This window comes from Bacillus sp. EB106-08-02-XG196 (assembly GCF_013396335.1).
Lineage (GTDB): Bacteria > Bacillota > Bacilli > Bacillales > Cytobacillaceae > Neobacillus.
Genome location: NZ_JABWSY010000015.1, coordinates 1 through 14,239 on the forward strand (window position 1 = coordinate 1; position 14,239 = coordinate 14,239).

Genomic DNA, 14,239 nt, shown 5'->3' on the forward strand with positions numbered 1-14,239 from the left:
ATACGTGGACATTATACTCGTCTACATCCGGACAGGCAATACCGTCAACTATCGGTAATTTATGGTTGGCAAAAACAGAATAGGACTATCTTCTTGTTATATCATTCAACAATATACAATAATAGACAAATTACTTGGTAATAATACATCTTGATACTGAATGTATAAGAATGCATAAAAGGACAGCTAAATTACCAGCTGCCCTTTTGACCTAAATATTTGGTAAGAGAAAAGAGTGCCTTGTAGCTTTCACAGGTCTCATTACTACCAATCTATTTGATCCGTGTTTTTACATTCTGAAATAAAGAACTAGAGTACCGTACCACTCAAAACTAACTATCTGAGCGAAACACTTTATGATTTTCCTTCCAGATTAAACAAACTAAATAGATAACTAAACTGAGAAAAATTAGAATAAATGCAACAAAATTATTAACAAACTGATAAAAAGAGAATGTAATGAAAGTAACCAATATACTTAATATTGAAATCACGTTAAGATGTGATATTTTCATATTCAGCCCATAAAGATTCGGATGAACATTTAAGAACCTTTTAGTAATTTTTTCTCTTTTTAAGGATTCCAGTTCATAATACATGTAAACTTCCTCTACTGATGTACTATCTTCTAGAGCAGTTAAGAGTACATAATTATTATCAGTAACCCTCATAATTTCCCACTTTTCGTTTTCAAGCGTGACATAAAACGTTTTCTTAATAGCAAATTTTCCAACTAAATATTTTATCAATACATATATAACTATTAAAATGATGAATAAAATAAATACAATATACACAAGTAAACCTACAATAGATAATAGAAATGACTTTTTATTTATTAAGAGGTCATTTGAAAATAAAAGAATGTTCGGAAATAGAAAGTATACGGTAAATCCAATGCCAAAAATGAATGACATCCCAAATAGATTACTAATATCAATTAAAAGTGTTTTACTTTTCGCTAGTAGCTTTTTTTCAACTAAAGTAACGTCCATACTGTCTATTGTGAATTTTGCAACTAGAATAACTAAAATGACATAAATACCCCAACTATGATTTTTTAAAATCTCAATAAACAATTCAATATTCATAATGTAAACACCTTATACTATTTATTTTATGTCAAAAGAAATTAGCGAATAGTCTCTGAAACTATTCGCACAAATAAAAATTTAGCAATTAATCTCTTTTAATGTTTTTCCATTAGGTAATTTCCATGAAGTTAGTCCATTTGAACTTCTACCAAGAACAATAGATGAAGCAGTTGAAGCGCTAGTAAATTCATAATCCTCTGTCAGAACAAGATAGTTTCCATGCATAACCAATATTTTCTGATTTAAAAGCTTACTTCTTAATTCTGTATAACCCACGCTGAAAGAATTTGAAACCTCTGTTGAACATTTAGCTCCTTTCATTACCATGAAACCATTCTCTATTGGCTGTCCAGAAGCAAAAACCCCTTTTAATGTTTCAATATAAAAGTGCTGTTCAACACTTTCTTCAATTGTTTTTTTATTCAGATTCCATGTCTTCATTAATAAATCAATTAATTGTTTTTGTCTTCTTTCTACTACCTTAGGAGTCCATTCATTCATTTGGACTACTTGAGAAGTTAATGCAAATGAAGTGACACCACCGGATGATTGAAAATAAGATATCTTTTTCTTTTCAAAATCGTAATTTCTAGCCTGAGAATTTTTTGACCTTGTTAGCAAGACTAGGTTTCCAAGCTTATGAACATACTCTTCTGGTTTATCAAAGGACATTAACCAGTTACTACCCTCTTTTGGGGTTTGTGGCAATACATGCTCCACTGTAATAACAGCGTGATTATAAAATGGTTGTCCGTCAGTTAATAGTGAATCCAAACGCAATAATATGTACCTTTTTGCCGTATCCTTTAAATTAATATAGACATCACCATTTAATAGATCTAATACTTCTTTTCGGTCGTCTGGTGAAATTTCTAAAGTTGACATCTCTGAAAAAACGTCTACATCACGATCCATTTCTTTTAAAATCGATGCATATTTTGACATTCTCCAATTGTAATTTCTTCGCAGAATCATACTTGTTGCAGCAAAGGCCTCCAGGCGGCCAAGGAATTCCTCAATATTTTCAACCTTATGACGATGGTACCACATAGCTATTGGCACCCAGTCTACATTGTCAATTCGATTCATTAAGCTTAATAACTTTAACACTTTTGGATTGTTATGGTAATGAGTTTGGTAGTCAACAATATTTAAATAAATTTCACTATATGGAATCAAATAATCATCAATGAAATTTTTTCCGTTAATTTTCGAAAAAATTTCATCATATTCATCCTTTAAGTTTGCACCACCTTTACGCATTTGGATAATCATTCGAATATGTTCAAAAAGTTTATTAAAACGATCACGCCCTAGGGCGACTTCTACCTCTTCCCATTTCATGGAATAATCATCTTGTTTTCCTTCAGGTAAATCACCAATTGCACGGGCTTTAATGATGTCACTAGACATTAAATCCAATCCACGATCATTTAACACTGTAAATATACGGAATGCAGAGTCAAAATTTGGTGTTGAAACAACTACAATATAGCATAGTCCAGCTATAACACCAGGCAGAGTCTTAACTATTGATGGATCCAAGTTGTTAAATCTATCGATAAAATACATAACATTATCTCGTATACATTTTTGACTGTCAGTTTTTGTTCCAGTATCTTCTCTAAGTTTTGTTGTACCTCCGTCTTCTTGAATAAAATTCTGAAAAAATGGCTGATCTCTTTTTCTAAGTTCTATCCTAAATTGATCCTTTGTTTGTAACAAACGGTTACCTTCTTGAGCGATCATTATTTTTATATTTTTAGCATATTCCTCACCTAAATAATCACGCAAAACTGATAATAAAATAGTTAAAGTTGTTAATCTTTGTTGTCCATCTAGAACTTCAGAGTTATTTCTTTCTTTTTTAACTAATACAATACTACCTAGGAAATACGGTTCTTCTACCCTTGAAATTGTATCTTCGGTAATTGCGTGGTGTTCTATAAAGTCAAGTAGGTCATCTAATAAATCACCAGCCTCGTCAGTCGTCCATGAATATGGCCGTTGAACTGTAGGAATAGTAAATAAAAAATCATCAGAGAAAACTTTGTAGAGCGGCATTTCTTCCGCATTAAGTGTCTTATTCATGCCAGTCATCCTTTTTTAAATTCTTTTACTAAATTATACCATGTTATCTTTTGTCAAACACTTTTTGATTTTCAGTTTACCACGAGGATAAAAAGCAAATAGCTTATTAACATCTCTAGTGATTGTTTTTCTCAATAAAAAAGGGCTACTTAGAATAAGCTGCCCATTGTATGATTCATCTATTGTATTAATGATTTCCTGATGCTCTAGCCTTCCGTTCAAAGTGTACATGAAGTCTGTATTCACATATTTCTCTTGTCCATTGGAATAAAGTTGCTTCATGTTCTTTGTTTACATCAAGATTTACTTGAAATTCTCCATTTTCAAAGGAAGTTAATCCTTTTGAGCTGCCACTCCATTTTGTCATTGGCATCGTAGCTATTAGTTTACTGACACCGTTTTCATCATAATTCCATAATTTTTTTGCACTTTTATCGGAAAAATCAATTCTTTTTCGATGTTCTTTTTCCATTAGATAATGATGAAAGAACGGTGCTGTTTCTCTTGATGAAATGGGACCATACCACTTTGACTTACCACGTTCAAGCATAGAGAGTAAAACGACCATCTTATAACTTTTTGTCATACTTGTCTTTTCAACTTCTACAAACCAATTTTCATAACGGTCAAATAGTTCAATCTCGTATACAAGTAATTCTTCAGCCCATTTAAGGAAACCTACATAGGAATTAAATTCTTGTTTATAATGTTTAGACTCTGACGCACCCTTTAAATGTAATTCTAGATAAGTAGGTCTTCTTCCCAGTTCCCTTTTTAAATCCACGTAGTCATTGAATAACTTTTCTCTTCTAGGTTGTCTCTTTCTGATCATTTCTTTAAGAAGGTCTATAACATTTACATCTAAATCAATCTCATAAAAACTAGGTAATGTTGGTTGAATGTTTCTAGCTTTACCTTCACTCGTTTGTGTATCAAATAAGCTTAATTTTATATCAGCATTGCGGTAGTTTCCAATTAAGTCTATGATGACGCACTTTTCCTTATTTGAATGCAGTCGAAGTCCACGGCCAACTTGTTGAGTAAAAACGGTCAATGATTCCGTCGGTCTGACAAATAAAAGCGTGTCTACGGCTGGAATATCGACGCCTTCATTGAAAAGGTCAACCGTGAAAATAATATCCAATTCACCTTTTGCCAGCTGCGAAATGGCCAGATTTCTACTGATTCCAGTCTGTTGAGAATGGAGACTAACCGTATGATAGCCATGTTTATTAAAATAGTTTGATAAATAGTCAGCTTGTTTAATGGACGAACAAAATCCCAGTGTTCTGTTCTGCTTTTTATCTTCCCACGCTTTTAGTATCTCTTGGGCTAGGTCTTCTCTTAATTGAACTTGCAGTAATTCCTCTTCTGCATACCGATTTCCCAGCCACGTTATTTGACTATAGTCTGTGTCATCATAGACCCCGTAATAGGTAAAGGGTGCTAACCAATGCCGGTTAATCGCTTCCAAGAAATCTAATCTGAATGCAACGTTTCCATCACAAAGCGCATATACATCCTTATTGTCATTGCGATCAGGTGTCGCTGTTATCCCTAGTAAAAATTTAGGTTGAAAATAATCTAAGGCACGTTTATATGAATCCGCTGCAGCATGATGGAATTCATCCACAATAATTAAATCAAATTCATCCGCTCTAAACCGCTCAAGATGCTTCTTAATACTCAATGTATAGATTGAAGCAAATATCGCATCTGCTCCACCTTCTTTTATCTTGCCATTGTATATGCCATATTGCTTTTCAGGCATAATTCTTTTAAAAGAATCTCTTGCTTGATTGAGAATCTCCTCACGATGAGCAATAGAAAGAATCTTTTTAAAGTTTTGTGCAAAAAATCCAGCCAAATAGGTTTTTCCCAGTCCAGTAGCCATCACAACAAGAGCTTTATTGTATTCTTCTTCTAATGTTTTATTTAACTCTTCAAGTGCCTCAATTTGCGCAAATCGAGGCAGTATCTCTCCATAAGTAGCCGTAGGTTCTAATACGACTTCAGGCTTTTCAGGACTATTCTTTTTTGCAGGAAGCATTAATTCTTGTTCCTCAAGTTCCGTCCATTTTCGAACTAGATTTGGATGTTTAAGATGATACTTATCATAATTAGTTCGGTACTCCTCAAGGGTTTCTTTATTTAAAGGGACGGTTTGATCCGAGTAGAAAATATCAAGAAATTCCTTTAGCGCTTCATCGAAAACTTCTTTTTCATTACTCACAGAAATATTCCATTCGATGCCTTGATTCAAAGCAGAACTTGAAAGATTGGAAGAACCGATAAAAAGAACATCATGTTCATTCGATTGAAAAAGATATGCTTTTGGATGAAATGAAACACCATTACTTTTCCATAGTCGTATGCTGCTACGTTCATCAAGTGAAAGCAGTTCTTCAAGAGCCTCTGGTTGAGTAATGTACAAATAATCACCTGTACAAACCTTAATATCCGCACCATTTTGTACAGCTTTCTTCAAGGCCTCTTTAATAAATTTGACTCCAGATTTCATGACAAATGAGGACAAAATACAGACTGTATCCGCCCCTTTTATTTTGTCATTTAAATGTGATCCAAGGTCTCTTGTAATCAGCTGTACCTTACTCATCCTCAACCTCAATTAAAAAGATTTTATCTTTAAATCCACCACGCTTCTCTGCCTTTTCCTGCCGAACCTGTTCCAGCTGTTCAATGTTCGTTCCATGACATTTTGCAAGAGCATGGATAATTTCCAAAAGGTCGGCTAACTCTTCAACCGCATCCTTATCATTTTCTGAATGTATGTATTCATTAAGCTCCTCAAAGCATTTTGTTTTTAATTCTTTTATGTATTCTTCATTCTCTAAAATTCTTGTAGTGAATTTTTTTTCTGTCTTTTCAATAATCTCAGGAATACGATCTCTTACTAATTTGTTATAAATAGGCATTTAACGTTTCCTCCATTTTGCTTGTATATACCCTTATTATGACGAAACGGATAATTATTTACATTCTTGGAAATTGTTATGTTTTATAATGTTGAAATATAAACAGCAGAGTTCTTTTTTAAGATACTCTGCTGTTTTCTAGAATACTGTTCGATCCCGGTGGTCGGGGTCGATATAGGATAAAAGTTATTGAGTTTATAAGGTTTTGTAAGGGTGGTGTGTAAAATTTGTGTATAATGTTTTGGGTGTGTAAAAGTCTTAAAATGCTTTATGTTATCTTACATCAAGCCGCCCATAAATCCTATAAGATGTAACATCTTTTACATAATTAGATAAAGTAGCGTTATATAAGGATTTTCGGGAACTTTGAGAGTAACATCTTTCATGACTATTTATGCCTTTTTTCGGGATTGCGTTACCCTTTTGAGACCCCCTTGGTCATCAATATTCATTACTAAAAAATATTTAAAACCACAAATGCATTTATTAACTCGTACTGTTGCATTAATAACAATTAAATTCATTTCATTTATTTTTTAACTTTGTACTACTTAAATGGCTGTTCAATACAGCTTCAACAATTCTTTTTAGTATAGGGATTATTGTTTTCCCATTCTTTTTTGTACCATTCTCTTTGCTCTTGTTTCGTCATTAAGGCAAATTTAGAGTAAATGAATACAGTTGAATTACCATATTTGAATTCTTTCATTCTAAATATGATTAGATAAAACGGTTTATATCCATGAGAGGATAAACTAGTAAGTAATTTTAACAGCTTTAAATCTTGACTATTGCCATGGAATAGGAACAGCCTTTCCGTCTTTTTAAGCCACTAATGACAAAGAGAGAGCCACTTTATTGTCGCCTTCTCCCTCCCTAACTTCAAGAGAATCTCCACTTTCTTGTGAAATCTGTAAAGGGTAATTATGCAAAGCTTAGCATAATTACCCTTGTTAGGTTCTCCAAGAACATGGTAGCTCTTCTTAATGATAGGGGATAGGGACAACGGCAGCACATTGGTATTACGTTTCGCAATTAACCGAAGCTGAGAATAGCATGATCAAGATAGGTCATTTCAAAATTATTATTCAACTAGAAAATTTCTATATTTAACTTGCCCGAATTCTTGACATAAGACCACTATTCTTCATTTGTCCCTCTAGTAGCCTGAATTGTTTCTCCACCATGTTTCGTTACTCTTGGCCTAGTAGAAATTTTAAGTGGTCTAGTTGTTATACTTTTTTCAGTTGCTCTGGTCGCCCACAAAAATCCTTCACCAGGAGTTAAAGCACTCATATCAGCAGGCTTAAGGTTTGATAGTTGTGTAATCGACTTTTGAACATGCTTTAACCATTGAGGACTGTTAAACTTATGTAGCAACACAATAGAGCTTAACTCAATAATTTCGTTTGGTAAACTTGGAGGATCCTGACTAGCAATCATTATGCTTACTCCTTTATGTCTCATCTCTCGAATTGCTGTTACAATGTTTCCTGTTAGGTCTTTATTGTCCATGTACTTGTGCGCTTCATCAAATACAATGAACTTGTTAAAATGAGTTCCATTTACTCTTTTAACAGCCGAAAAGATATTTAGCATAATAACAAATAAACCTAGAGCTTCATCCTTTACTATGAACTCATCTCTTAAATCAACAACAATTAGTCGTCCAGGCTTGAGACAATCTCTAAGCATAAAACTATCATCAATATACTCTCTTGCAAAACTTAGTTTTTGGCGTGATAAAGCTTTCTGAGAATTAGTTAATAGCTCAGATGCCTCCACACTTTCAGCTATTCCATCAATAGTAATATTTTTTCTATGCTCCTTCATTATAGCCTTTAATTGCTTTATATAAGCTGAATCATTGCCTACAGCCCCAAGAATGAACAGCCAATCCTGAACATTTAGTTCTTTGGAATTAAAAGCTATGGGTAATACTTCTATCGAAGGATACTCTGCTTTTCGTTCAGCAACTTTATCCTGCGGAGTAAGGATAATTATATCTTCTATGTTATTCGGGTCTGCTCCATATCTCTCCTTTAGTTTTCTTAGTTCAGCATTTTTATTGTTTGGATAAATCATGGAAGTGAACTCTGGAGCATAGTCCATACTTTCACTGTAATGAAAAATAACACCAGAAAGTGGAGCCGGTAATTCATTAACATTGCTAAACTGTTTTAAAACCATCTCTGAAATAGTACCAATAGTATAACTTTTGCCATAACCTTGCACCCCAAATAAGCTTATTGTATTCGTTTCACTTAAGTCAATTGCAATTTTATTACCGCGAAGACTTTCTCCTAATATTCCGTACTGTTCACTAGGAGTGCTTTTGCCAATCAAAGTGTCATAAGAAGGAGTCGTGTGTGAAACACCAGGAAGCTCTTCACCTTCTGATCTTTCATAAATTATTGGAGTTTCTTCCTTTTTCTTAACATATGCCTCAGAATTAGTATTTGTTTTACTACCAACCTCCTCGGAACTTGAAACTTTGTCATTCTCCGATTTAGGGTCTTCTTTATCCTCAGTAGCTACTGATACTTTAGTTATAATCTTCTGTGTAAAAGAATCTAAGGATGAGTTCTTGCCAACAGCAGAACTAAGGTCTGCATCAAATTCATTATCCATCAACCTTCTCGTGTTCAAGTCCGAATCTGGGTCCAGTATTTCTTCGATTAGCTTGCCTCCAATAGTAAAAAAGGTCAAATCAGGATCTACCTCTTCTTTGTGGTGCTTTCGTTTTGCAGCAAAGTTGTATATTAAACCAAGTTGCTTAAATTTAAGTTTAAATCCTTCATCCAAATGCTGTAAGAAATCTATATAGCTTTCGTAAGCATTTTCATTTAAATATTCATACCTATAAGCTCTTTGAATATAAAAACTCAAAAGAGATTTAAGCTCTTTATTCTTAATTTCCCTGTCCAGTCTGTCAGCTGAAAGATGATAGTCGGAATCAAAGTGCACTCTTAACGCTTCGATTGTATTTTCAATCTGGTCACGCATTTTAATCTTCAAATCTTCACTTTCAGTTTCACCAAGAGATTTTCTGCATTTAACTTCAATAACAGTAATGGTAATCTCTTTTTTACCTGGGTTAATTGAAACCAATAGATTGTCTGCTCTACTTTTGCTTTGACTTGGTAAGCTTTCAAAAAGGTTTTGATGCAAATCTATAGGTATTAAGAAAGCTTCTTCTAATAAGCGTTTCTTTTGCAATACGCGTTTCGTAAAAGCAGAACCAATTACTTCAAAAGCTTTATTCTTAGATGAGTTTAATTGAAGAACAAGCGAGCTACTTACAGCCCTTAAATCTTCAAGTAAAATTTTAATTTTCTTTACATCTTGTGAATTGTGTATGTCTAGATTAAACTCCTCAAAATGAGGACCAAGCAACCCTAAAATTTCTGATGTAGGTCTTGTTGTCAGATAAGATGATATTCCTAAAAGTTCTTCTCCTGGTACATAGTCTAGCAAAAATGGAATTCTACCATTCTTTGATGGCTGATCAAATATTTGTGGCCCTAAATATTTATCAAATGTTATTACCCAATCTGAATAATCATGTAAATGTGTAAGTAATACCTTATCGCTATCACTAAGTCTTATTTGAACTGATGGTATGGATTCCGTATTTTTTGCTGCTAAAGCACCTGCAATGAAGGATTGGATATTATCAAAAAGTGCTATACCAAGTTTACCTGAGCCTGAGTATCCAATTGGCAATTCATTACCACAAATAAACCTGTTCCATTTAACCTCATTTCCTTTTTCATACATAGTAATGGTTGATTCAGTAATCAGACCATTTAAATAAAAATTCCGTTCGTTTTTATATGGTTTCACTAGTTCAATGGTTATAGGAAATGGACTAACCAAGAAACTTAAATGTGCCGTAAACTTAGAAGGCCATCTCATGTAATCTGAAATATTGTTAATTGAGAATCGTAGTTTTGGAAACAGCCTGTTTTGCGATGGCTGAGAAAAAACTTCCGCCTTCTCTGATACGTTGAATTCAGGATTAAGTAAGTTATGCAATGCCTCACCATGCTCTATAATTCTGTCATCGCCCTTAAAAACTCTTATCTCATACTTTACTTCTTTTAGAGACTGATCTTCTTCTAATTCAACAAGAGCATCAGCAAACACATATGCATCTCCAGCATTAATAAGGTTGATAATAAGTTTATCGGTATAAGGATGTTGAGCCAAATAATTTTTGATATGTCGAACAACTAATTTTTGACTTATATCTGTCTCAACATAATTATCCTTTGTAACATTAAATAATTGCCGAAAATAATGCTTCAATTGCCTTGAAACAGAAGTTATTCGGTTGTTAAGTTCCTCAACTAAGTTTAAATATAAGCCCCAACCGTATGCTAACTCACCAGAATAATAATAACTTTTAAAGGAAAATGGTTCCACTAAAACTAATGGATTGTTCTCTGGTGATAATTGTCCCTCAAAAAATATTTCAAGGTTTTTCGTCCAAGCCCCTTTATAACTAGGATGTTCACTAGTCTTTTGCTCCCACTCATTAAAAACCTCCAATAACTCTAATGTCCAAGCTAATCTTAATGGGTGCAATGGAGTCAACAATACTGCTTCGGTAGGTTGACCACCTGGTAACTCTGTTTTAATACGGACAATATCTAAAAACTGCAATTGGGTAAGAAAACGTTGAATCCTAGTTTTCTCTTCGCCACTTAATTCATCACTAGAAGCTTGCTTTCTCAGGACAGAAGTCCACTCCGTAAGTTTTTCAAGGTACTCTTTTATTATAGAATAGTGCCTAAATAAGTCAGCTGTTTCAAAAACTCCATTATTGTCTTCATTTGACCCTTGAATCGCAGTAAAGATTTCCCTTCTTAGTTTGAGAATTGAATTGGGAGCTATGCTTGTTAAGTCACTTTTAACAAAACTAATCTTATCAAATCCTATTGCTACTGAATTATTTATCAGAGAACCTTTTACATAACCTAATGAACTGCTGTTTTCAAGGAATATATTCTCAATTATTCTAAGCTTAGAAGACAGGTTTACCTGGTAATTGTGGCTTTGGGAATAGTTAATGTAAAAGGTAGATGTGTGCTTTGAAATATCACTTAACCATAGATTAGATGTGTCAGAAGGAACTGGAATATCTGATTCTGCATCTGCTTTTATTTTTTCGATGCGATATTTAAAGTAAGCTTGTAGAACATTATTTAACTTGTCCCTTCTTTGATTATTATCTTGGTCTACCACTTCCTCCACAATATAATCAAAGTCTTCTGAGTCACAAGTGATTTTATACGGGAAATTGCTTTTCGGTGTTTTTTTATCCTCATTTAGAGCTTCTTTCCATGTATTTTGAATATTTGTATCTTTAAAATCATCATCGTCATTTAAAACATTTCCATGTCCATCTTCAGCTATTATTTTGAAAAAATAGGAACCTTCTTCAATCATATTTGAATTTAAGTCCACAGTTGCTTCTCTATATGTTCTATTTGATGTAGAGTTTTTTAACTTCCGCAGCACAGATATCTCTTCACCAGCACCACCATCAACAGACATAAGGATAACTTTGAAGTATTGTAAGTCTGATATGTCTTTAGGATTAGGGTTAGTACTAAATCTTATTGTGACTTTAGCTGTCTTATTTTCTTCAACAAACAGAACCTTACGACCTTCTTCAACCTTAAAGTTCTTTGACCTAATATCCTCGGTAAATAGCTTTATACGAGAGAAATCTAATTCTGGTATTTTCCAATGCATAAAATTTAAGTTTGGATATTTCTTAAAAATCAAAAGACATATTATATCTGTATTCCTTGCTTCTTTTTCTTTCTTAATAAAATCTACCAATTCTTTTTGAAGTGTATTCGGTTCCAATGGTAGCTCCGCTATTCTATCATAAAGTGGTTTGCTGAAAGAGCTAAGCAGTGATATGCTTTTAAGGTTAAAATTTAACCTCGAACGAATTTTCTCTTCTTCTACAATAAGGTGTTCATCAGGTATTAGATTGAGCAAATAAATGTTGTTACCAACTGCCTGCCTTGAATACCCTTCCTCTTCTAAAGCCAATAAATATTTAATGATAGAAACCATTGTTATTTGTATTGAGTCAAGATATTGCAAGATCTCATGTTTTATTAGATGTGTATACTCACCTGGAATACTAGCAATTAGTTCCTCTTTTAACTTATGCTCAATACCTTCTAGGGAAATCTCTTTAAATGTTGCATTGCCATAGGAATCTTCGGCTGCTGTTCGACTATTAGAAGGTATTAAAACTAATAGTGGAGCTTCCTGCTTGTTCCTTAACTCTATAAGTTTTGTGGCTGAAATATACTTATTGCTTCCATTATTCTTTTCAGAAATAATGAATGTATGAATTGTGGGATATTTATCATGGAGAATATCCCATAGAAATTCTAATTCAGTTACACCTAGACCTGTAATTTTCATACAATGTCCTGGCCTAGCACTTTCGAAGTCGCTTTTATATAGCTTAATAATCATCTGAATAATTCTTTTATAGTAAGTATTCATCTTCTACCACCCACACTTTACTATATTTTGAATTCATAACGCGGCCTAATTCTTTGAAGAATATAAGCATCGCTCTGATCGTTATAGAATCCGATTTGCCTTAGCTTCATTTTGAACGTTTCCATGTTTTCTTTGAATGCCAAATGAGTCTGTAAATCAGAATTCTCAAACCTACTTTCACTTAAACCATTAATCACCAAGCCATATCTTTCACGAATTCTCGAAATTAATTCTTCAATTGATAGACTTCTTGTTTGAAATTCACTACCTTTTGATTCCAATACCAGTATTTGAACAAGCGTCTCCAAAAGACGAGTTCCAAGCACAAACCTTCTGGGGTTTTTGCGGCTTCTAGTTTGAGCCATAAAACCTCTTTCATTATTTTTTTGGGAAAGATTATCAATCAACTGAATGTGATATTTGTATTGATATACTCCCCTTACTTTTAAAATCACTTCTATGTATTTGTCGAAGTAGGTGTCTTCATATTTCACCATGTCTTCAATAAGGAATTTGTCTTCTTCAAGTGAGTTATAGAAATTGTCCCAATGAGTTTCAAAATATACGTCAAAATCAGCAGGCTTCTCCTGTAAAACCTTTAATGCCTTGAACAGGTTGTCAGAATTATTCTTGTCCAACTTTAATCTACGAAGTACAGCATTAATTTGAAAAGTAGATTTTACATAGTCATAAATCTTGTTATTTAGACTTTCCGCATCATCAGAAGCTATTTTAGCCACCTTGCTTTCGTAGTTATCGGTTGTATCCAAAACTATGTGCCAATCATCTTCAATTTCTGTAGTTCCATTTTCTATAATCCTAGGCAAAAAATGTATAAGTTTTTGGATATACAAAGAGAGATTAAATGAAATAATAGTCTTTAAGTAGTCGATCAAAACATTTCTAGGAATTAATCTTTTATATGCAAGAAGTCTTCGTACGTCATCGCAAAACAGTTCAGCTTGTTTTTGAAGTATCGGACGAATCTGATTCAAAGATGATTTACTCTGTAAAAACCCCGGTTTCACCTCTTTAACAATGTTTAATATACCTGAGCTATCTACATCCAATCCATTACCAAAGTCAATCTTATTAGTAGTCTGATCCCAGCCTTCCATTAAGAAACTCTTTAAATCTTCCTTTACTGTCGGATTGGCTCCAAGCATCAAATAAACCTGGTCAGCAGTATTATAATCCCGGGTATTCGCAGCGTTTCTTACTCGATAACTTTCAAGATGAATAGGTCTTAATGAAGATATTTTTTCTTTGTCTGCATTCCCTCTAAATACCATATTAACAAGGTTACTTCTTATCCAAAGCTCTACAGCTTCAGGGTAGTCACTATATCCTTTGATAGAGCCTTCGCTTTCAAGCTTTCGAAATACGCTTTTCAGGTTATCGATATCAATGAACGATTTGCTACCTGCACGAGCTCGCTGCTTAGGTCTAATCCCATTATGTTTCAAAAGCATAAATAAGTTTACTAAGGTATTATCTATATTTACTGCCTTTGCGTCCGCCGCAAAGATCAGTTCATTTCTAAAAAGGCTTTCTTCTTTGTTTAATTTTATGGCCATA

The 14,239-nt window shown here is 33.5% G+C and carries 6 protein-coding genes; all 6 read right to left on the bottom strand.

Annotation, left to right across the window (positions count from 1 at the left end; all coding sequences use genetic code 11):
- Window positions 1–332: 332 nt before the first annotated feature.
- The 6 genes from MLOOGBEN_RS21585 to mads7 all read right to left on the bottom strand — a co-directional run bounded on the left by MLOOGBEN_RS21585 (window position 333) and on the right by mads7 (window position 14,238).
- Window positions 333–1,091: a hypothetical protein gene (locus tag MLOOGBEN_RS21585; protein ID WP_179160346.1), complete on the bottom strand. Its 759-nt coding sequence runs from the start codon at window positions 1,089–1,091 to the stop codon at window positions 333–335.
- An 81-nt stretch (window positions 1,092–1,172) separates the two neighbouring features.
- Window positions 1,173–3,185 (bottom strand): DUF4357 domain-containing protein, encoded by a 2,013-nt coding sequence (locus tag MLOOGBEN_RS21590; protein ID WP_179160347.1) that lies wholly within the window; start codon window positions 3,183–3,185, stop codon window positions 1,173–1,175.
- Window positions 3,186–3,372: 187 nt separating this feature from the next.
- Window positions 3,373–5,802, bottom strand: a complete 2,430-nt coding sequence (locus MLOOGBEN_RS21595) for a DEAD/DEAH box helicase family protein (protein WP_179160348.1) — start codon at window positions 5,800–5,802, stop codon at window positions 3,373–3,375.
- Window positions 5,795–6,121 carry a nucleoside triphosphate pyrophosphohydrolase gene (locus MLOOGBEN_RS21600; protein WP_179160349.1) on the bottom strand — a complete coding sequence of 109 codons (327 nt, stop codon included), beginning with the start codon at window positions 6,119–6,121 and terminating at the stop codon, window positions 5,795–5,797. Before MLOOGBEN_RS21600 ends, MLOOGBEN_RS21595 begins: the two co-directional genes overlap by 8 nt.
- A gap of 1,140 nt (window positions 6,122–7,261) precedes the next feature.
- Window positions 7,262–12,661, bottom strand: coding sequence for a methylation-associated defense system ATP-binding protein MAD8 (gene mads8, locus MLOOGBEN_RS21605; protein WP_179160350.1), 5,400 nt, complete (start codon window positions 12,659–12,661; stop codon window positions 7,262–7,264).
- Window positions 12,662–12,681: 20 nt separating this feature from the next.
- The gene (mads7, locus tag MLOOGBEN_RS21610) at window positions 12,682–14,238 is read right to left on the bottom strand and encodes a methylation-associated defense system protein MAD7 (protein WP_179160351.1); all 1,557 of its coding nucleotides are present in this window, start codon (window positions 14,236–14,238) and stop codon (window positions 12,682–12,684) included.
- Window position 14,239 lies beyond the last annotated feature (1 nt).